Origin of the sequence: Streptomyces sp. NPDC004134 (assembly GCF_042874195.1) — a bacterium.
Classification (GTDB): domain Bacteria; phylum Actinomycetota; class Actinomycetes; order Streptomycetales; family Streptomycetaceae; genus Streptomyces.
Genome location: NZ_JBIAMS010000037.1, coordinates 14,359 through 32,353, shown reverse-complemented (window position 1 = coordinate 32,353; position 17,995 = coordinate 14,359). Strand labels below are relative to the sequence as shown.

The following is a 17,995-nucleotide window of genomic DNA, read 5'->3' as shown; positions in this document are numbered from 1 at the left end:
GGAGGAACAGCATGCCCTTTCCGGCTGACATCACCCCCGTGAACGCGACGGACCAGCGCTTCGGCGACGCCCTGGCGGTGGCCGAGCTACCGGTGATCATGGAGATCAAGCAGTCCAGGGCGGGCGGTGAGGACCTGCTGCAGGGCCGTACCCCCGGCGATCTGGTGCGCCGCTACGAGGAGTTGGGTGCGCCCGCGCTGTCCGTCGTCACCGGCTCGTGGCTCGGCGGCACGGCCCGGCTCCTGGACGAGGTCGCCGCGGCGACCTCGCTGCCGGTCCTCGTCAAGGACTTCTTCACCAAGGAGAAGCAGATCAGGCAGGCCGCCGAGGCGGGCGCGGCGGCCGTGCTGCTCACCGCCACGATCTTGCCGCACCGGCTCATGGCGGTGCTGATCGACGCCTGCCTGGCCCACGCGGTCACGCCGTTCGTCGAGATCACCTCCGGCGCCGAGCTGTCCGCGCTCACCCGGGCCGAGGCGTGCGTCGTGGCGGTGAACAACACGGACATCCGCACGCGCGAGGCCGACGAGCCGGATCTGGGCCGCAGCCACGACCTGCTGCCGCGCGTCCGGGCCGCCGGCGCGGGCCTGGCCGTCAGCACCGGCGGCATCGCCACCCCGGAGGAGGCCGCCGGGCTGCTCGCGGCCGGCTTCCGCGGGCTGACGATCGGCACCGGGCTGCTGCGCGCGGAGGACCTGGACGCCTGGTTCGGCGGCCTGCGCGCACTGCTGCCCGGCGCGGAACCGGCGCCCGCGGACGGACGGCGGCGTCAGGCGGCGGAGCCCTCCGTGCGGACGGCGCCGGCCGGCCGTACGGGACGGGCGGCCGCCAGCAGCGCACCGAGCACCGGCGCCGCCGCGGCCTGATACCCGACCCACACCTCACCGCCGGCGCCACCGCCCCGCTACGCCATCACCAGCCCGGCGAACGTCGCCAGCAGCCACCCGGCGTCGTAGCCGATCATCAGCCGGATGTACGTGCCCTCAGCCCGCCGCCGCACCAGCACCCACTCCACCGCGCCGGCGACCAGCAGGGCCGTGCCCGCGACGGCCGGCAGCCACCCGGGCACACCGAGCCGCTGGCCGAGCCAGCCGTGCCCGGCGACGTATCCGGCGCCGAGCAGCACCTTGACCACGCCGTCGGCGACGATCCCCGCCGCGCGCTGCCCGGTCGCCGCCGCGACCTCGCACCCGATCATGAGCCGCCCCTTTCGTTTGCGTAATCTCATTATTAGAATAACCAGACTATGAGAAAGACGAGAGCGGAGACCAAGGAGCGCAACCGCCGGGCCCTCCTGGACGCGGCGTTCCAGCTCGTCGCCCGGGACGGCTACCGCGCCCGGCTGGAGGACATCGCCGCGAACGCGGACCTGACCACCGGCGCGGTCTACTCCCTGTTCGGCAGCAAGGACGGCCTGCTCATGGCCCTGGTCGAGGACTACCTGCGGCCCCACTACGCGGAGATCGAGCAGACCGTCCCGCGCGAGGCGGACCTCCTGGCGGCGGTCGGCGCCTTCGCCCGCTACTACCGGCGCTCCTGCGATACCCCGGAGGCCAGGTCCGACCTCGCGCTGCAGATCACCCTGCTGGACATGGCCCTGCACGACCCCGGCCTCGGCGCGCAGCTCGCGCAGACCATCCAGGCGCAGGAACGCCGGCTCGCGGCGCTGTTCACCGGACGCGCTCACGGCGGCGGCAGCGTCACGCCCGGTCAGGCGCAGTGGCTCGTCACCGCGCTCAGGGCCCTGTTCGTCGGCCTCACCCAGGGCGTCCTGCTCGACCTCGCGCCGGGCGCCGACGAGCAGTACTTTGCCGACACCGCCCGCGCGCTCGCGGTGGGGGCCCTCAGCGGGGGGCCGGGCGGCGGCTGACGGCGCGCGGCCGGATCTTCTCTGTGCCGCGCGGCGCCCCGGCCGGTACGTTCTGGTACTTCCCCACCGCGGGCCGCCGCCCGCGGCGGCGGCACCCAGGGCAACCGGGCGGAAGGAGCCGGACGATGACCGGACCGAACGGCGCACGGCCGCACGAAGGACCGGGCCGGCGAAGGTTCCTCGGCTACGTGCTGGCCGCCCCGACCCTCGTCGCCGCCGCCCAACTGGCCCCGGCCCAAGCGGCCGGCGCCGTCCCTTCGCCCGACCTCACCGAACTCCTCGACCTCAACGACGTCATGACCGCCGCCGCGCTGCCCACCTCCGGCCTCATCACCGTCGAGGTCGAGGCCGACGGCAGCGTCTCCTTCGCCCTGCCCCGCGCCGAGGTCGGACAGGGCATCACCACCTCCACCGCGATGCTCGTCGCCGAGGAGCTGTCGGTGCCGCCCGAGCGGGTACGGGTCACGCTGGCCGAGGCCCGCCCCGAGCTGCTGTTCAACCAGCTCACCGGCGCCTCCAACACCACCATCGCCACCTACACCCCCATCCGCGTCGCCGCCGCCGTCGCCCGCCACCGGCTGCTCACCGCCGCCGCGGCCGAACTCGGCGCGCCCGTCGGGCACCTGACCCTGCGCGACGGCGCCGTCCACGACCGCTCAGGCGCCGCCGTCGGCATCGGCGCCCTCGCCGCCAAGGCCGCCGCCACCCGCTCCGAGACCGTCGAGGTCCGGCTCACTGCCCGCGAGGACTTCACCGTCATCGGCCGGCCCCACAACCGCATCGACGCCCGGGACGCGGTCACCGGCCGCAAGAAGTTCGCGATGGACCTCGACGTCCCCGGCGCGAAGCCCACGATGGTCTGCCGCCCGCCGACCATCAACGGCAAGCCCGGCGCCGTCGCCAACCTCGCCGACGTCGCCGCCATGCCCGGGGTCACCGACGTCGTGCCGATCGACACCGGCGTGGCCGTACGCGCCGAGACCTTCGGCCAGTGCATCGACGCCGTACGCGCACTGCGCGTCGACTGGCTGCCCGGCACCGCCGAGGGCAAGTCGGACGAGACCGTGCTGCGCGAACTCGCCGCGGCCGAGCCGCCGATGGGGCTGCCGCCGCTCACGCCCCACGTGGAGGGCAAGTTCACCTTCCACTTCCGCAGCAACAGCGCGCTGGAGCCCAACTGCGCGATCGCCGACGTACGCCCCGACCGCGCCGAGGTCTGGTCGTCGCTCAAGTCGCCGATCGTCGCCAAGGAGGCCATCGCCGCCAGGCTCGGCCTGCCCCTCGCCCGCGTCACCGTCCATGTCGTCCAGGGCGGCGGCTCCTTCGGCCGCAAGCTGTTCTTCGACGCCGCGCTGGAAGCCGTCGAGGTCTCCCGCAGGACCGGCAAGCCCGTGAAGCTCATGTGGCACCGGGCCGACGACGCCCGCCAGGGCCGTACGCACCCCATGGCCACCTCCCGGGTGCGCGCCGACTACGCCGGCGGCGCCGTCCTCGGCTTCAGGCAGCGGCACACGAGCGTCGCCACCGACTTCGGCCACGGGCTCGGCGAGCTGCTCACCGCCATGGCCGCGCGGCTGCCGGTCGGCGACATCGGCTTCTCCCAGACGTTCTTCCACCTCACCCAGTCGATGCCGTACGGGTTCGGGCCGGCCACCCGGCTTCTCAACGAGACCGACAAGGGCTTCAACACCGGCAGCATGCGCAACGTCTACTCGCCGGACGTCACCTGCGCCCGCGAGCTGATCGTCGACCGGCTCGCGGAGAAGACGGGCAAGGACCCGTACGGCTTCCGCCGCGACTTCCTGCGCGACGCCCGCTCCCGCGCGGTCCTGGAGAAGGCCGCGGAGGCCGGCGACTGGGGCCGGCGGATGCCCGAGGGCACCGCGCAGGGCATCGCCTTCCACTCCGAGTACAAGTCGGTCAGCGCGGCCCTGGTGGAGATCGACTGCCGGCCCGGGACCGTCGGCCGCCCGATCCGCGACGGCGTCGCGGGCCCCCGTGTCACCAAGGCCGTGTTCGCCGTCGACGTCGGCCTCACGGTCAACCCGCGCGGGCTGGAAGCGCAGATGATGGGCTGCTTCATGGACGGCATCGCGCTGGCCCTGACGTCGAGCCTGCACCTGCGCGACGGCCACTTCCTCGAAGCCAGTTGGGACAACTACTTCTACACCCGGCAGTGGAACACCCCGCCCGAGCTGAAGATCATCGTCATGCCCGACACCTCCGACGAGCCGGGCGGAGCGGGGGAGCTGGGGGTGGCCGCGTCGATGGCCGCGGTGGCGTGTGCGTACGGGCGGGCGACCGGAACGATGCCGACCGTCTTCCCGATCAACCACGGCACGCTCTCCTTCACCCCCAAACCGACCGTCCCGCCCATCCCCGCGTCCCCCACCGACGGCCTGGACCAGGCTCGCTGAGGCTAGGAGACCCCCGTGCCCGAGCACACATTCCGCGTCAACGGCCGGCAGGTCACCGTCGACGTGGCCGACGACGTGCGCCTGCTGTGGGTGCTGCGCGACGTCCTCGGCATCACCGGACCGAAGTACGGCTGCGGCATCAACGTCTGCAAGGCGTGCACCAGCCACCTCAACGGCAAGGCGGTCAACCCCTGCGCCATCCCCGTCGGCGACCTGCGGCCGGCCGACGAGGTCACCACGATCGAGGGGCTCGCGGACACGGTCGCCGACGAGCTGCACCCCATGCAGCAGGCGTGGCTCGACCACGACGTCGTCCAGTGCGGCTACTGCCAGCCCGGCCAGATCATGGCCGCCGTGGCCCTCGTGCGCCGCGTGGCCGCCGAGGGCCGCGAGATCACCGACGACGACCTCGACGGCCTGCGCAACATCTGCCGCTGCGGCACCTACGTCCGTATCCGCGAGGCCATCAGGGCGGGCGCCGAGCGGATGTGAGGCGGGTCGCTCAGGCGGGCAGCCGGGTGTCCACGACCACGGCGATCTCGACGAGCTGGCCGGGGAAGGCCAGCTCGGTCACGCCGACGACGGTGCTGGCGGGGCGGTGGGTGCCGAAGTACGCCAGGTTGCCGGCCGAGATCGCCTCGGCGTGCCGCTGCAGGTGCACGCCGTACACGGTCTGCGAGACGATCTGGTTGCGGGTGGCGCCGTAGTGCTCCAGGACCTTGTCGAGGTTGGCGTACGTCAGCGTGAGCTGCCCGGCGCAGTCGTCCGCGTACGCGAACTCGCCCCCCTCGTCGAAGGCGACCTGCCCGGAGACGTGGATCAGCTCGCCGGACCTGATCGCCTGGGCGTAGCCGAAGTCGTTCTCGGGTGCCACGCCGTGGCTGTAGGCGTCGGTGGTGGCCATGGTGGGGGTCCTCCCTGTGCTCTCTTGCGGTTACTCGGAAACTGTAAGAGAGTGAACGCTGACCTGGAAGAACGCACTTTTCGGTGACTGAGGAACCAGATGGTGACCAAGCACGAACGTGAGGGCCTGCCCGCGGACGCGGACCTCAGGCGCGCGGACTCCCTGGCCCGGGAGATCTTCTCCGACGTCGCCAACAAGTGGGCGCTGCTGATCATCGAAGCGCTCGGCGAGCGCACCCTGCGCTTCAGCGAGCTGCGCAGGGAGGTCGAGGGCGTCAGCCACAAGATGCTCACCCAGAACCTGCGCACGCTGGAGCGGGACGGCCTGGTCGACCGGAAGGTCTACCCCACGGTCCCGCCGCGCGTCGAATACACCCTCACCGAGCCCGGCCGCGCCCTGCGGGGCACGGTCGACGCCATGTGCGACTGGACCCAGCAGTACCTGGGCCACATCGAGGACGCGCGCAGCCGCTTCGACGCCTGACGGCCGGAGCGGGCACGGAGGGCGTCAGCCCACGGGCCGCACCCGGGAGCGCAGCAGGCAGAACTCGTTGCCCTCGGGGTCGGCGAGCGGGTACCAGCTCTCCTCGCCCGTCTGGCCGATGTCGACGCGCCTGGCCCCGAGCGCCAGCAGCCGCTCCAGCTCCGCATCCTGGTCGCGGTCGGTGGCGTTGACGTCGATGTGCAGGGGCAGCTTCCCCCGGCGCGGATCGCTGTTCGCGCTCAGGACGAGCGTGGGCTGCGGGCCCCCGAAACCGGCGTCGGGCGGCCCGATCTCGATGGTGCCGTCGTCCTCCCGGCCGAGCTCGACGTAACCGAGGACCTCGCTCCAGAACACGGCGAGCCGCTCGGGATCGGCGGTGTCGATGACCAGTTCGGTGATTCGGCATGCCATGCAGGCAGCATACGGGCCGCTTCCCGGCCCCGCGCGGCCCCGGGTGGTCCGGCAGGGCCACGCACGGCGCCGGCCGCGCAGGCCGCTCCGGCCGGGGCGGAGTGTCAGTGGCGGCTGAGAGGCTGGGGTCATGGACAGGGACGAGGAGCTGCTGCGCGGCCGGGTGTACGGCACGGAACACGACGATCCGCACCCGGGGCCGCGGCCGGGCCGGGACTACGCGGAGCTGGTCGGCGGCCCCCTGGACGGGCTGCTGCTCGACATCACCGGCTGGACCGCGGCGGAGACCGCCGCGGGCGCGGCGCTGCCCACCGAGCTGGGCCGCTTCGGCGCCGGCGGCCGCGCCACGTACGTCCCCGCGCCCGGCTCTCCGGGGCGCTGGGCCTGGGCGGGCGACATAGCCTGAACGCCGGTGCGTCCGCGCGGACTTCGGGAAGCGGAATCCGGCCTGGTAACGCGCGTGTGCGACGTAGGGTGCCGCGTATGAAAATCTTCGGATGGCTGCTGTTCGTCTGCGGCCTGTACTTCCTCGTGCAGGGATTCGCGATGCCGATGATCGCCGAGCGTTCCGACGTGGAGAGCATCGAGTTCCAGCAGATCCGCGAGTCCAGCTCGTACCTCGGCATCGGCCTCATGATCGGCGCGGTGGCCTGCGGCGTACTGGACCGCGGCCCCGGCGGCTCGACCCGGCACACCGCGCACCAGCCCCCCGCGTACCCGGCGCAGCAGCCCTACGGCGCCCCGCCGCCCCCGCAGCAGCCGCAGGGCGGCTGGGGCCCGCCGCCCGCGGGCTGATCCCGCGCGACCTCAGGGGGTGACGACGGCGAAGTCCGGGTCGGGCTTGTCGAGGACGGACAGCAGGGTGCGCAGCACGCCAAGGTCGCCCGTGTGCTCGATGTCCTCCGGATCCTCGCCCGCCAGCAGCGCGAGCAACTGGGCCTTGGTCAGCGTCAGCGACACGTCGGCGGGCTCCGCGGGATGGCCGTCGAGGCGGTGGTGGGTGAGGGCGCCGTGCGAGAGCGTGGCGCGGTGGTGCTCGCCGAGATCGGTGACGTGCCAGTCCAGGGTGAGGTGGAGATCCCACGCCCGGGGGCCGTCGACGACGATGGCGACGGAGTCGAGAAGCTGCTCCACGCTGAGCGCGGCCATCAGGCTGCTCGCGGCGATGTCGGTCCGGCTGACGCCTTCGCGCAGCTCGCGGGCGCCGACGAGATAGCAGTTGCGCCAGGTGGCGCACTCGGCGCCGTGGCCGAGCCGTTCGAAGACGTCGGCGAGTGTGTTCCTGGCGCCGGTGTGGGCGGGGTCGGCGAAGACCGCGTGCTTGAGGAGCTGCGCGGCGAAGCGCAGATCGCCGTCCTCGGCGTACGCGCCGGCCTTGGCCACCAGGGCGTCGACGCCGCCCATGCACTCGGCGTAGCGCTTGGCGGTCTCGGCCGGCGGGTGCTCCCACAGCGAGGCGGGGTGGCCGTCGTACCAGCCGAGATAGCGCTGGTAGATGGCCTTGACGTTGTGGCTGACGGTGCCGTAGTAGCCGTGCGTGTGCCAGGCGGCGGCGAGCGACGGCGGCATTTCGATGATCTCGGCGATCTCGGTGCCGGTGTAGCCCTGGTTGGCCAGCCGCAGGGTCTGGTCGTGGAGATACGCGTACAGGTCCCGCTGCTCGGTGAGGAAGTCGTGCATCGCCCGCTGCCCCCAGGTCGGCCAGTGGTGGGAGGCGAACAGCACGTCGGCGCCGGCGGCGAAGAGCCGTAGCGCCTCGTCGAGATAGCGGGCCCACACGCGGGCGTCGCGGACGAGGGCACCGCGCAGGGTCAGGATGTTGTGCAGGTTGTGGGTGGCGTTCTCGGCCATGCACAGCGCGCGGTGGTCGGGCAGCAGGAAGTTCATCTCCGACGGTGCCTCGGTGCCGGGCGTCATCTGGAAGACGAACCGCACCCCGTCGACGGTCTCGGTCTGCCCGGTGTGAGTGACGTCAAGGGTGGCGGGCAGCAGCGCGGGCGTACCGGTGGAGGCGGTGAAGCCCAGCCCCATGCCGACCAGCCCGGCGGGGCCGCGCTCCAGATTCATGCCGCCGTAGTAGAAGCCGCGGCGCAGCATCGCGGTGCCGGCGTAGACGTTCTCCGCCACGGCGTGCTCCAGATACCCGGCCGGGGCGATGACCGGCACGTCCGCGTCCGCGTCCGGGTCGAGGACCCCGAGGATGCCGCCGAAGTGGTCGAGGTGCGAGTGCGTGATGACCACGCCGGTGACGGGCCGGTCGCCGCGCTGCGCGCGGTACAGGGCCAGCGCGGCGGCGGCGGTCTCCCGCGAGATCAGCGGATCCACGACGACGACCCCCTGGCCGCCCTCGATCAGGGTCATGTTCGACAGGTCGTACCCGCGCACCTGCAGCACGCCCTCGGCCACCTCGTACAGCCCGGCCCGCGCACACAGCTTCGCCTGCCGCCACAGGCTGGGGTTCACGGTGTCGGGATGGTTGCCATTGGGAAGGGAACCAAGGAAGGCGGTGTCGTCGAAGTCCCACACCACCCGTCCGTCCGCGGCAGTGACCTGCCGCTCGACGGGGCCGGCGAGGAAACCGCGGTCGGCGGCCTCGAAGTCGGCGCGGTCGCTGGGATCGGGCGTGGCCATACAGGTCCTCCCACGGGGGTAAATGCCGTGATACCAGCCTCTGGCAGGCACGTAGGCCGGACTCGCCGGGCCGGGCCGTTCGAGTGACACGCGTAGAACAGCCGGCTCTTCGAACCTGACGATCCGAATCCTTGTGATCGTGTCCCGGTCAGGTCACCAAACAGTCACACCGGAAGACACGGGCCGCCGTGGTCGGACAGGATTCACCGGTCCGAACACGTATTTGCTAGGGGAATCATGCACAAGCGCACTGCCCGTGTATCCGCTCTTGTTGCGGCTGCGGCGGCACTGACCTTCGCCGTGACCGGTTGTGGTAGCGACAGCGAGGGGGATGAGGCAGCCTGCAAGGAGGCCATCAGCAAGGGGTTCAAGGACGTCGCGGCGGGCAAGGAAGGCGCCCTCGAAGACAAGCCTGAGGCTTGCGAGGGCATCGATGACAAGACCGGCCAGCGTCTGGTGCAGGAGGTCCAGGACGAGGAGATGAAGGGCCTCGAGGAGTCCCTCGACGCTCCCTGACCGAAACCGGCGCCTGCCCGGCGCGGGGGCGAACGGGCCCTCCGCGCCGGGCGGGCCCCGCTTCGGCCGACCGGGCGGTCCACCGGACCCGTACGGGCGGATTCGTGACCAGCCCCGCATGATCGCGGCACCGGTGCGCACCCTCCCGGCATGAACAAGATCAGCCGCATCCTGCGTGCGAAGCTGTCGACAGCGGCCGCCACCCTGGCCCTCCTGACAGCGGCCACCCTCGGCGCCACGACGGCCGAGGCCGCCGGCACCGGCACCGACTCCGCTCCCGCAGCAGCGCCGACGCTGCGCGAGCAGGCCGACGCCATCATGAACCTCACCTATGCGGAGTTCGCCGAAACTCCGCACGTCCCCCCGTTCAACTGGACGAACGACGGCTGCTCCGTCCCCACCGGCTACGCCCCGTACAGCGAGGTGTTCCGCCCCGCGTGCGTCCTCCACGACTTCGGCTACCGCAACTACGGCGCCGATCACGAGCTGAAGCTGAGCCCCACCCGCGAGACCAAGAACTGGATCGACGGCCGCTTCCGCACCGAGATGCGCCGCATCTGCGACGACCGCGACAGCTCCCGCCTCTCCCACCTCACCTGCGTGAACGCGGCGGAGGCGTACTACGAGGCGGTCCAACTGGGCGGCGACAGCTCGTTCTTCTAGAAGACACCCAGCCAGGCGGAGACCAGCAACGCCCCACCCGCTGCTCTCCGCCCGGGTGCAGACCGCAGTCGGCTTCGCCACCGCGTCACCCGCCGACGCCCGCAGCGCAGATCACGCCTGACCGGTCTCGAAGTGGCTGATCTTGCCGTCGGTGATGGTGAAGGTCCAGCGGGTGTGCATGGTGCCCCACGTGGTGTTCGTGTACGTGGCGAGCAGGGAGCGGCCGTCGGGGGACACGGTTTCGATGTCCATGCGGCCCTCCGCCGAGAAGATCTCCCGCTCGGTCCAGGGCACGAGGCCGTAGTCGGTGCCGTCGTCGGACATCGTGGCGTCGTCCGTGAGCACGGCGAAGAACGCGCCGCGGTCGCCGGCGTTGACGGCGGCGACGAAGACCGCCACCGCCGGGTCGAGGGTCCGCGCGGACATGAATGACTCCCGTGGGTCGTGGGCGAGTGTGTGCCGGCCGGCTGGGCCGTGGGCGGCGGGCAGCGGTGGTCGCCGGCCCGCCCGGCCTTCAGCGGGTCGTGTAGCCGCCGTTGAGGAACAGCGTCTGGCCGTTGGCCCACCAGCCGTCGGTGAGCAGGTGGCGGATCCAGGGGACGATGTCCTCGATCCTCGTCAGCTCGCCGTTCATGGCCGAGGACTTGTGGTACGCGATGGAGTCGGAGTCCTCGGCCGGGTAGAAGAACGGGGTGTCCATCGGCCCGGGCGCGATGCTGTTGACCGAGACGTTGCGGCCGAAGAGCTCCTTCGAGAGTGCCCGGGTGAAGTGCTCGACCGGGGATTTGCTCCCGGCGTAGGCGGAGTACAGACCGGTGTACGCGGCGAGCAGGGAGGTGAGCACCGTGATGATCCTCCCGCCGTCCTCGATCCGCCGTGCGGCCTCCCGCATCACGAAGAACGCCGCCTTGGAGTTGACCGCGAACAACCGGTCGTACTCCTCCTCCGTGATCTCGGCCAGCGGCTTCTTCAGCACCATGCCGGCGGTGTTGACGCTGTAGTCGAGCCTGCCGAAGCGGTCGACGACGGTGTCGAAGACGCGCTCGACCTCCGCGGGCCTGGTCAAGTCGGCCTGGACGGCGAAGGCTTCGCCGGGGCCGCCGTCGATCCGCGCGACCACTTCCTCGGCCCTGGCCCGGGAGGAGTCGCTGTTGTAGTGCACGGCGACCAGCGCGCCCTCGGCGCCCAGGGCCGTACTGATCAGGGCGCCGAGATTGCGCGATGCGCCGCCGACGAAGGCGGCCTTGCCGCTGAGCGCGTTGTCCGGGGGGTACGCCATGGCGGTCTCCTGCGGTGTCGCACGGGTGGTACGGCCCGGTGGTCCGGGTCACGCCACCACCCTCGCCGCAGCACGGGGCGCGGTTCTTGAACGATCAGCGCACCCGTGGAACGAACCGCTCACCCGTCACCGGCGTACCCCGCCCGGCACGCCGACCCGAGGCAGAGCGGATGCCGTCAGCCCGCGCCCTCCCGCAGCATCTGCGGGGTGATCCCGCCGTGCCGCCGCATCATCCGGGTGAGATGGCTCTGGTCGGCGAAGCCGGCCTCGGTCGCGATGTCCGCGATCGGCCGCCGGGTGTGCAGCAGCGCGCGGCGTGCCCGTTCCAGCCGCTGCTGGAGCACGAACTGGTGCGGGGACTGCCCGGTGGAGGCGCGGAAGAGCCGGGTGAAGTGGGAGGTGCTCACGCCCGCGACCGCGGCGAGTTCCGCCAAGGCCATCCGCTCGGCGAGGTTGGCGTGGATGTAGTCCATGACCTGCGCCAGCCGCCGCGACGGCATCGCGCCGTCCCGCGCCGCGGTGCCCCGTCCCTCGCTCGCCCGCCGCACCACCACGGCGGCCGCGGCCTGCACCAGCGCCTGCGCGTAGAGCGAGTCGGCCGGGCCGGGGCGCGCGTACTCGGATGCGAGCCGTTCCATCAGCATCGTCAGCAGCGGGTCGGTGAAGTGGAAGCGCGGCACCAGCTCGAACCGCCCCCGGCGGCCGTCCTCCGCCGCCATCTGCTCCAGCCACGCGGGTTCCATCCCCAGCAACAGCAGCTCGACGTCCTCCTGCCAGCGCGGCCGCGAGGCCCACCCCGCCGGGTTGATCAGCGCCTCCCCGGAGTGGAACCGCTCACGGCGTGCCGCCCCGTCCGCGGACCAACGCAGGTTCGCCGACCGCCCGGTGTGCACCACCAGTACGTGTACGGGCGGCCCGACCGGCAGCGGCGCGGTGTCCGACACCCCGGCGGCACGCTCCACCGCCCGTTCCACCACCGCGTGGCCCAACTCCCGCCCGCTGCCGTGCAGACACGTCAAATGAGGTTTGATGCAAGAACCGCTCACCGCGTCATTGTCGCGGCGGCCCCACCCCGGCCGCGGAGAAAGCCCGCGCCCCCCGTCGACCCGTGCGTTGCTCGCCCGCGGCCACCACGTCGACCTGTATCCTGCCGCGCCGAACTCCCTCGACGCGGTGGTCCGCGGAGCCGGTCCCGGCTCCGCCGGGCCGAGCGCCGCCGGACGGCTACCGCACGCCGATGTGCACCGGGCCGCCCGTGGGCGAGACGCCGTCCAGCACGGCCGACGGGATCCGGAAAGCGCGGCCGGGGGCGGCCGGCCAGGGGAGCCGGCGGGTGGCGACGGTTCCGGAGTCCTGCCGGACGGTGATCCTGGGGAAGCGGACGAAGGTGTCCGTCCACAGCAGCAGCCGGCCGTGCGGCGGTGCCGGATCGCCGGGGCGCAGGACTTGCGGCGAGATCCAGCGGAACGGGGCGTCCGCGATCAGGCGTACGCCCTCGGCCGGCCGGGGTTCGCCGTGCAGATGGCGGCGGACCTGTTCGGCGACGTGGCGGCCGTCGAGGGCGGCGATGTCCGCGGTGTCCACCGGGTGCAGGAGGTTTCCGGCGGCGAAGATCCCGGGGCTGCTGGTGCGCAGCGCGGTGTCCGTGAGCGGGCCGAGGGTGCCGGGGTCGAGGGTGAGGCCGGCCGCGCGGGCCAGTTCGTGGTCGGGGATCCAGTCGCCGGTGAAGACCACGGTGTCGCAGGCGACCGTGCGGCGGCGGCCGGTGTCGAGGTGCTCGATCTCCACGGCCTCGCAGCGGTTCTTGCCGATGACGCGGGTGACGCGGGTGCGGGTGGCCACGGGCACGCGCAGCGCCGTCCGCCCGGCGGCGTTGAACGCGGCGTAGGACTCCGCCTTCGGGTGCTCGCTGATCATCAGGGCGGGGGTGCAGCCCGCTTCGCGGAGGGTGAGGGCCACGGACCAGCTCACGAGTTCGCCGCCGACGATCACGGCGCGGCTGCCGACGGGGCGGTGGTGGAGGTGGACGAGATTCTGCAACTGCCCGGTGGTGAGGACCCCTTCGGGCCGGTCTCCGGGGATGCGGCGTGCGGTGCGGGGGCGCTCCCGTGCGCCGGTGGCCAGCACGATCGCCCTGGCCCGGATGCGGTAGCGGCCCTCGGGGCTGGTGACCTCGACCGTGTCCGCGCCGGACCAGCCGGTCACGGTGGTACGCGTACGGATCTCGGCCCCGGCCGCGGCGGCCCGGTCGACGAGCCGGCGAGCGTACGCGGGCCCGGACAGCACGCGGTGAAGGTCGCGCAGCCCGTAGCCGGTGTGGTCGCTGTGCCGGGGGACGCCGCCGGCGGCCGGCTCGCGGTCGACGACGAGGACCTTGCCGGCCCGGCCTGCCGCCAGCTCGGCGGCAGCCGTCAGCCCGGCGGGGCCGGCGCCGATCACGAGCACGTCGGGGGTGGTCAGAGGCGGCTGGTGCGTCATCGGTCGTCCCCGCTGTGGTGGTGGCAGCCGTCGTGGGTCTGGTGCCGCTCGTACAGGGCGGCGACGGCAGCGCCGCAGTAGAAGCCCTGGCAGCGGCCGTTCATGGCGCGGGTCCTGCGGCGCAGGCCGTCCAGGGTCCGCGCGGGTACGGCGGCGTGGCAGGCGTCGCGGATCTCGCCCTCGGTGACCCGCTCGCAGAAGCAGGTGAGGGTGCCGTAGGCGGGGTCGCGGGCGATGAGGCCGGTGTCCTGGTACGGGCGCGGGGAGGCTTCGCCGATGTTGGGCATCCGCGGCGGCTCGGGCAGTGCGTCGCGGGCCCGCATGGCCAGGCCGGCGTCTGCCAGCAGCCCGCGGACGTGCTCGGCGATGGCCATGCCCGCGGTCAGCCCGGTGGAGCGGATGCCGCCGACGAGGACGTAGCGCTGCCGCGGTTCGGTCTCGATGAGGTAGTCGTGGTGGTCGATCGCGGCGCGCAGCCCCGCGTAGCTGGCGGTGACCTCTTCTGCGAGCAGACGCGGCATCAGGCGCGCGCCCTTGCTGAGGAGGAAGTCGAAGCCCTCTTCCGAAGTGCCCGTGGCGCTGCGGTCGGTGAGGTCCTCGGCGGTGGGGCCGAGCATCACGTTGCCGTAGACGGTCGGGGCGATGAGCACGCCCTTGCCGCGGGACGAGGGCACCGGAAGGATGATCTTGTTCGCCAGCGGGCGGGCCAGCTTGTCGAAGACGAAGAGCTCGCCGCGGCGGGGGGTGACCGTGAAGCGGTCGTGACCGAGGAGGCGGTCGATGTGGTCGGCCCCGAGGCCGGCCGCGTTGACGACCCAGCGGGCCCGTACGTCACCGGCCGCCGTGTGCAGGGTGGTCGCCTCGTCTCCCGCGTCGACGCCGGTGACGGCGTGCCGGAGCAGGATGGTGGCACCGCGCTGCCGTGCGTCGGTGGCCAGCGCGAGGTTGGTGGTCCAGGTGCAGATGATGGCCTCGTCCGGGACGGTCAGCCCGCCGAGCGCGCCCTCGCCGAGGTCGGGGAGATCCCGGTAGACCTCGTCGGGGCCGACGATCCGGCAGTGCCCGTAGCCGTTGGCCTCGGCCTTCTCCTTCAGCCCGGGCAGCGCGTCGAGCTCCTCGCCGGTCCACGCCACCAGGATGGCTCCGGTGCGTTCCACGGGGATGCCGGTGGCCTCGGCGTACGCGCCGAGCAACCGGTAGCCGCGGGCGACCAGTCCGGACTCCAGGGTGCCGGGCTTGGCGTCGAATCCGGTGTGGAGGATGGCGGTGTTGGCCTTGCTGGTGCCGTCGCCCACGTCGTCGCGGGCTTCGAGCAGGGCGACGGCGAGGTCGTATCCGGACAGCTCGCGGGCGATGGCCGCGCCGACGATGCCTCCGCCGATCACCGCGACGTCGAAGACGCCGTCGTGCGGACGAGGGGGGGTGGCGGTCATGTGCGGTCTCCCTTGGCGGCTTCGGCCGCGGCGGCCCACGCGATACGGAACTCCTCGGCGCGTTCCCGGGACCAGTGTGGCTCGTAGACGGTGGCGGGCCGCCAGTCGCCCACTGCCTCCTCGAGGCTGAGCGCCGGATCGAGGGCGCAGCGCGCCAGGGCGGCCGCGCCCAGGGGAGTGGCGTGGCCGTGCGGGTAGACGTCCACGGGGATCTGCGCGATGTCGGCCTGGGCCTGCATGAGGGCGGCGGAGTTGGTCAGACCGCCGTCCGCGCGCAGCCGGGTCAGCGGCCTGCCGATGTCGCCGGCCACCAGCTTGCACAACTCGGCGACCTGCGCCGCGATGCCCTGCAGCACCGCGGCGACGAGATGCTCGCGGCGGGTTGCCAGCGTCATGCCCGTGAAGGAGGCGGTGGCGTCCGGGGCCCACCACGGGGCGGCAAGACCGGCGAATGCGGGGACGCACAGCACCCCTTCCGTATCGGCGGCGGCGAGCGTGTCCAGTTCGGTCGCGGACCGTACGAGGCCGAGGTCTTCCAGCCAGCGCACCGCGGAGGCGACGGTGTAGACCTGCCCGTCCACGCAGTACGTGGTCTCGCGGTGCCGCTGCCAGGCCACCGACGTGGTGAGTCCGGCGCCGGAACGCACCGGGTTCGGGCCGGTGTTGGCCAGCAGGAACGCCCCGGTTCCGTAGGTGCACTTCGCGGCGCCCGGCTCCAGGCAGCCCTCGGCGACCAGTGCCGCCTGCTGGTCGACGACGAGGCCCGCCACGGGCACCGCCGGGCCGAAGGCCCGGGTGGTGCCGGCGATCTCGTCGGAGGCGACGATCCGGGGAAGGCGCTCGCCGCCCAGGCCGAACAGGTCGAGCAACTCGTCGTCCCAGGTGGCGCTGTCGAGATCGAGGACGAGGGAGCGGCTCGCGGTGGCGGCGTCGGTCACGAACTCGCCGGTGAGGTGATGCACCAGCCAGGTGTCGGTGGTCGTCACCACCCCCTCGCGGGTGAGGTGGCGGCGCAGCCAGGCCATCTTGGGGGCGGAGAAGTACGGGTCGAGAACGAGCCCGGTGCGCCGGGCGATGTCGTCTGCCCGGTCGGCCAGTTCCGCGCAGACGGACTCCGCCCGCCGGTCCTGCCAGACGAGGGCCGGGGACAGCGGTGCTCCGGTGGCCGGATCCCAGGCCAGGACGGTTTCGCCCTGGTTGGCCAGGGCCACGCAGTCGATCGGCCGGCCGGCCTCGCGGACGGCACGGCGGCCGGTGTTGAGGACGGAGCCGAGCAGTTCCCGCGGGTCCTGCTCGACGCCTCCGCCGGGGAGGTAGGCCGGGCGGATCGTCTCCTCGGCGATCGAGACGATCCCCTCCTCGGCGTCGACGACGATGGCCTTGGTGCCGGAGGTGCCCTGGTCGATGGCGAGGATCGCGCTCATCGCGCGTTCCCTTCCGCGGCCTTGGGCCGCGGAATCGAGGCGTCGGCCGTGTCCAGCGACCGGTCGACGTCGGCCAGGTCGGGCATCGTCAGGCCGGCCCGGCCGTTGCGGAGCAGCAGACCGGCGAAGTAGACGGCGCCGATCGCGAAGAGGACCAGCACGTAGATCCACGGGGCCCGGAACGAGGCGTCGCGGAAGATCAGCAGCTCGTAGACCAGCCACACGGCCGCGACGACGAGGACCGGGATCTCCCAGCGGCCCAGCGTGAACCCCCGGGACGGCGGCAGGGAGCGGCGCTTGGCCGCGTACATCGCGACGGTTCCCGCGTAGATGAGGGCGGGCAGCAGGGTGCCGGCGGAGAACAGCTCGAACAGCGCGTCGGTGGACTGGGAGAATACCGCGAGGATGATCTGCGCGATCAGCATCATGAACACCGAGGCGTTCAGCGGCGTCGCGGTACGCGGGTGGATGCGGCGCAGCAGTTGCCAGCCGGGGAAGCGCTCGTCCCGGGACATCGCGTACACCAGCCGGGTGCCGCTCAGGGTGATCACGAGCCCGCACGAGAAGATCGAGATCACCACCAGGACCAGGAGGATCTTGCCCACGACCGAGCCGAGCACGGCGGTGATCACGGTGGCCACCGGGGTGTCCGACGCGCCGACGCCGTCGACGCGCCCGGCCGCGGCGGTGATCGCGACCAGGAAGAGCAGGCCGAGCACGCCCAGGGAGATCACGGCCTGCACCATGGCCCTGGGGATGACGCGGGCCGGGTTCTTGGTCTCCTCCGCCAGGTTCGCCGCCGACTCGAACCCGACGATGGTGAACGCGCCCAGCAGGAACGCCAGGGCGAAGGGACCCGCCTCGGTGGCACCGCCCAGCGCGTAGTACCCGCTCTCGGGAACGGGACCGGCCTCGAAGAGATGGCCGAAGTCCAGCTTGCCGGTCAGGGCGCCGACGACGAAGAGCAGCACGGTCAGGGCGATCATGCCGATGAGCTGCACGGTCACCGCCGTGCTGTTGACCCGGTGGGTGAACCGCGTCGAGGCGGCCACCAGGACGGCCTGGAGAAGCACCACGACGGCCGTGATCACCCAGGCGTTCTGTGTGGTGCCCACGTACTGGAACAGCTCCGGGAGGATGGTCGAGGCGATGGTGTAGTCCACGGCGACCAGGACCACCCCCAGGAAGGCGAACGAGACCCAGCCCATGATCCAGCCCCATACGGGCCCGACGATCCGCGACACCCACTGGTAGGAGTAGCCGCTGATCGGGATCCTGGCCGCGAGGGCGCCGAAGACGAGGGCGATGGAGAGCTGGCCGACCACGGCGATCGGCCAGGCCCAGATGCCGCGCGGGCCCGAGGTGCTCAGGACGGCCCCGTAGGTGGTGAAGATCCCGGTGGCGATGGAGACGAAGCCGAAGGCCACGGAGAACGAGGCGTACCAGCCCAGCTCGCGCGCCATCCGCTGCTGGGGCCGGCCGCCGT

At 72.5% G+C, this 17,995-nt stretch carries 20 protein-coding genes; 9 read left to right on the top strand and 11 right to left on the bottom strand.

Features of this window, described 5'->3' with window-relative positions; translation table 11 throughout:
* The first annotated feature begins 11 nt into the window (after positions 1 to 11).
* Positions 12 to 866, top strand: coding sequence for an indole-3-glycerol-phosphate synthase (locus tag ACFYVJ_RS32745; protein WP_388899448.1), 855 nt, complete (start codon positions 12 to 14; stop codon positions 864 to 866).
* A gap of 38 nt (positions 867 to 904) precedes the next feature.
* On the opposite strand, the gene ACFYVJ_RS32740 is transcribed toward ACFYVJ_RS32745, so the two are convergent.
* Positions 905 to 1,198 (bottom strand): hypothetical protein, encoded by a 294-nt coding sequence (locus ACFYVJ_RS32740; RefSeq protein ID WP_388899445.1) that lies wholly within the window; start codon positions 1,196 to 1,198, stop codon positions 905 to 907.
* A 48-nt stretch (positions 1,199 to 1,246) separates the two neighbouring features.
* Here ACFYVJ_RS32740 and ACFYVJ_RS32735 point away from each other — a divergent pair, with 48 nt between their 5' ends.
* The 3 genes from ACFYVJ_RS32735 (at position 1,247) to ACFYVJ_RS32725 (ending at position 4,779) form a co-directional block, all read left to right on the top strand.
* A complete protein-coding gene (locus ACFYVJ_RS32735; protein WP_388899442.1) occupies positions 1,247 to 1,870 on the top strand; it encodes a TetR/AcrR family transcriptional regulator in 624 nt (207 codons plus the stop codon).
* A gap of 125 nt (positions 1,871 to 1,995) precedes the next feature.
* Entirely contained in the window at positions 1,996 to 4,287 is a 2,292-nt protein-coding gene (locus ACFYVJ_RS32730) for a molybdopterin cofactor-binding domain-containing protein (protein ID WP_388899440.1), read from the top strand.
* 15 nt (positions 4,288 to 4,302) lie between these two features.
* Positions 4,303 to 4,779, top strand: a complete 477-nt coding sequence (locus tag ACFYVJ_RS32725) for a (2Fe-2S)-binding protein (RefSeq protein ID WP_388899438.1) — start codon at positions 4,303 to 4,305, stop codon at positions 4,777 to 4,779.
* A 10-nt stretch (positions 4,780 to 4,789) separates the two neighbouring features.
* Here ACFYVJ_RS32725 and ACFYVJ_RS32720 read toward each other — a convergent pair whose 3' ends face one another.
* Complete coding sequence (locus ACFYVJ_RS32720) at positions 4,790 to 5,191, bottom strand: Rid family hydrolase (protein WP_388899435.1); 402 nt, start codon at positions 5,189 to 5,191, stop codon at positions 4,790 to 4,792.
* 99 nt (positions 5,192 to 5,290) lie between these two features.
* On the opposite strand from ACFYVJ_RS32720, the gene ACFYVJ_RS32715 reads away from it, so the two are divergent.
* Positions 5,291 to 5,674, top strand: coding sequence for a winged helix-turn-helix transcriptional regulator (locus ACFYVJ_RS32715; RefSeq protein ID WP_388899432.1), 384 nt, complete (start codon positions 5,291 to 5,293; stop codon positions 5,672 to 5,674).
* A 24-nt stretch (positions 5,675 to 5,698) separates the two neighbouring features.
* Here ACFYVJ_RS32715 and ACFYVJ_RS32710 read toward each other — a convergent pair whose 3' ends face one another.
* Positions 5,699 to 6,085, bottom strand: coding sequence for a VOC family protein (locus ACFYVJ_RS32710; RefSeq protein WP_388899429.1), 387 nt, complete (start codon positions 6,083 to 6,085; stop codon positions 5,699 to 5,701).
* Between the two features lie 130 nt (positions 6,086 to 6,215).
* Here ACFYVJ_RS32710 and ACFYVJ_RS32705 point away from each other — a divergent pair, with 130 nt between their 5' ends.
* Both ACFYVJ_RS32705 and ACFYVJ_RS32700 read left to right on the top strand, forming a co-directional pair.
* Positions 6,216 to 6,491 carry a hypothetical protein gene (locus ACFYVJ_RS32705; protein ID WP_388899426.1) on the top strand — a complete coding sequence of 92 codons (276 nt, stop codon included), beginning with the start codon at positions 6,216 to 6,218 and terminating at the stop codon, positions 6,489 to 6,491.
* Between the two features lie 77 nt (positions 6,492 to 6,568).
* Positions 6,569 to 6,880 (top strand): hypothetical protein, encoded by a 312-nt coding sequence (locus ACFYVJ_RS32700; protein ID WP_388899424.1) that lies wholly within the window; start codon positions 6,569 to 6,571, stop codon positions 6,878 to 6,880.
* A gap of 12 nt (positions 6,881 to 6,892) precedes the next feature.
* Here the strand turns inward: ACFYVJ_RS32700 and ACFYVJ_RS32695 are convergent, their stop codons facing one another.
* A complete protein-coding gene (locus tag ACFYVJ_RS32695) occupies positions 6,893 to 8,716 on the bottom strand; it encodes an alkyl/aryl-sulfatase (RefSeq protein WP_388899421.1) in 1,824 nt (607 codons plus the stop codon).
* A 237-nt stretch (positions 8,717 to 8,953) separates the two neighbouring features.
* On the opposite strand from ACFYVJ_RS32695, the gene ACFYVJ_RS32690 reads away from it, so the two are divergent.
* Positions 8,954 to 9,232, top strand: coding sequence for a hypothetical protein (locus tag ACFYVJ_RS32690; RefSeq protein ID WP_388899418.1), 279 nt, complete (start codon positions 8,954 to 8,956; stop codon positions 9,230 to 9,232).
* A gap of 150 nt (positions 9,233 to 9,382) precedes the next feature.
* A complete protein-coding gene (locus ACFYVJ_RS32685; RefSeq protein WP_388899415.1) occupies positions 9,383 to 9,895 on the top strand; it encodes a phospholipase A2 in 513 nt (170 codons plus the stop codon).
* 111 nt (positions 9,896 to 10,006) lie between these two features.
* Here ACFYVJ_RS32685 and ACFYVJ_RS32680 read toward each other — a convergent pair whose 3' ends face one another.
* The 7 genes from ACFYVJ_RS32680 to ACFYVJ_RS32650 form a co-directional block, all read right to left on the bottom strand.
* Positions 10,007 to 10,321, bottom strand: coding sequence for a nuclear transport factor 2 family protein (locus ACFYVJ_RS32680; protein WP_388899413.1), 315 nt, complete (start codon positions 10,319 to 10,321; stop codon positions 10,007 to 10,009).
* An 88-nt stretch (positions 10,322 to 10,409) separates the two neighbouring features.
* On the bottom strand, positions 10,410 to 11,174 hold the full coding sequence (locus ACFYVJ_RS32675) for an SDR family oxidoreductase (RefSeq protein ID WP_388899410.1): 765 nt from the start codon (positions 11,172 to 11,174) through the stop codon (positions 10,410 to 10,412).
* A 176-nt stretch (positions 11,175 to 11,350) separates the two neighbouring features.
* Positions 11,351 to 12,220 carry a helix-turn-helix domain-containing protein gene (locus ACFYVJ_RS32670; protein WP_388899406.1) on the bottom strand — a complete coding sequence of 290 codons (870 nt, stop codon included), beginning with the start codon at positions 12,218 to 12,220 and terminating at the stop codon, positions 11,351 to 11,353.
* A 178-nt stretch (positions 12,221 to 12,398) separates the two neighbouring features.
* Positions 12,399 to 13,652: an NAD(P)/FAD-dependent oxidoreductase gene (locus tag ACFYVJ_RS32665; RefSeq protein WP_388899403.1), complete on the bottom strand. Its 1,254-nt coding sequence runs from the start codon at positions 13,650 to 13,652 to the stop codon at positions 12,399 to 12,401.
* Positions 13,649 to 15,085: an NAD(P)/FAD-dependent oxidoreductase gene (locus ACFYVJ_RS32660; protein ID WP_388899400.1), complete on the bottom strand. Its 1,437-nt coding sequence runs from the start codon at positions 15,083 to 15,085 to the stop codon at positions 13,649 to 13,651. The genes ACFYVJ_RS32665 and ACFYVJ_RS32660 overlap by 4 nt, the downstream gene beginning before the upstream one ends.
* Entirely contained in the window at positions 15,082 to 16,509 is a 1,428-nt protein-coding gene (locus ACFYVJ_RS32655) for an FGGY family carbohydrate kinase (RefSeq protein WP_388899397.1), read from the bottom strand. Before ACFYVJ_RS32655 ends, ACFYVJ_RS32660 begins: the two co-directional genes overlap by 4 nt.
* Positions 16,506 to 17,972, bottom strand: coding sequence for an APC family permease (locus ACFYVJ_RS32650; protein ID WP_388899394.1), 1,467 nt, complete (start codon positions 17,970 to 17,972; stop codon positions 16,506 to 16,508). Before ACFYVJ_RS32650 ends, ACFYVJ_RS32655 begins: the two co-directional genes overlap by 4 nt.
* Between the last annotated feature and the right edge of the window lie 23 nt (positions 17,973 to 17,995).

What these genes read in the sequence shown, in the direction of transcription:
- ACFYVJ_RS32685 (WP_388899415.1), top strand. Translation starts at nt 9,383, where the DNA reads ATGAACAAGATCAGCCGCATCCTGCGTGCGAAGCTGTCGACAGCGGCC.
- ACFYVJ_RS32705 (WP_388899426.1), top strand. Translation starts at nt 6,216, where the DNA reads ATGGACAGGGACGAGGAGCTGCTGCGCGGCCGGGTGTACGGCACGGAA.
- ACFYVJ_RS32655 (WP_388899397.1), bottom strand. Translation starts at nt 16,509, where the DNA reads ATGAGCGCGATCCTCGCCATCGACCAGGGCACCTCCGGCACCAAGGCC.
- ACFYVJ_RS32740 (WP_388899445.1), bottom strand. Translation starts at nt 1,198, where the DNA reads ATGATCGGGTGCGAGGTCGCGGCGGCGACCGGGCAGCGCGCGGCGGGG.
- ACFYVJ_RS32695 (WP_388899421.1), bottom strand. Translation starts at nt 8,716, where the DNA reads ATGGCCACGCCCGATCCCAGCGACCGCGCCGACTTCGAGGCCGCCGAC.
- ACFYVJ_RS32720 (WP_388899435.1), bottom strand. Translation starts at nt 5,191, where the DNA reads ATGGCCACCACCGACGCCTACAGCCACGGCGTGGCACCCGAGAACGAC.
- ACFYVJ_RS32675 (WP_388899410.1), bottom strand. Translation starts at nt 11,174, where the DNA reads ATGGCGTACCCCCCGGACAACGCGCTCAGCGGCAAGGCCGCCTTCGTC.
- ACFYVJ_RS32715 (WP_388899432.1), top strand. Translation starts at nt 5,291, where the DNA reads ATGGTGACCAAGCACGAACGTGAGGGCCTGCCCGCGGACGCGGACCTC.
- ACFYVJ_RS32690 (WP_388899418.1), top strand. Translation starts at nt 8,954, where the DNA reads ATGCACAAGCGCACTGCCCGTGTATCCGCTCTTGTTGCGGCTGCGGCG.
- ACFYVJ_RS32710 (WP_388899429.1), bottom strand. Translation starts at nt 6,085, where the DNA reads ATGGCATGCCGAATCACCGAACTGGTCATCGACACCGCCGATCCCGAG.
- ACFYVJ_RS32735 (WP_388899442.1), top strand. Translation starts at nt 1,247, where the DNA reads ATGAGAAAGACGAGAGCGGAGACCAAGGAGCGCAACCGCCGGGCCCTC.
- ACFYVJ_RS32700 (WP_388899424.1), top strand. Translation starts at nt 6,569, where the DNA reads ATGAAAATCTTCGGATGGCTGCTGTTCGTCTGCGGCCTGTACTTCCTC.
- ACFYVJ_RS32660 (WP_388899400.1), bottom strand. Translation starts at nt 15,085, where the DNA reads ATGACCGCCACCCCCCCTCGTCCGCACGACGGCGTCTTCGACGTCGCG.
- ACFYVJ_RS32730 (WP_388899440.1), top strand. Translation starts at nt 1,996, where the DNA reads ATGACCGGACCGAACGGCGCACGGCCGCACGAAGGACCGGGCCGGCGA.
- ACFYVJ_RS32680 (WP_388899413.1), bottom strand. Translation starts at nt 10,321, where the DNA reads ATGTCCGCGCGGACCCTCGACCCGGCGGTGGCGGTCTTCGTCGCCGCC.
- ACFYVJ_RS32650 (WP_388899394.1), bottom strand. Translation starts at nt 17,972, where the DNA reads ATGGCGCGCGAGCTGGGCTGGTACGCCTCGTTCTCCGTGGCCTTCGGC.
- ACFYVJ_RS32665 (WP_388899403.1), bottom strand. Translation starts at nt 13,652, where the DNA reads ATGACGCACCAGCCGCCTCTGACCACCCCCGACGTGCTCGTGATCGGC.
- ACFYVJ_RS32745 (WP_388899448.1), top strand. Translation starts at nt 12, where the DNA reads ATGCCCTTTCCGGCTGACATCACCCCCGTGAACGCGACGGACCAGCGC.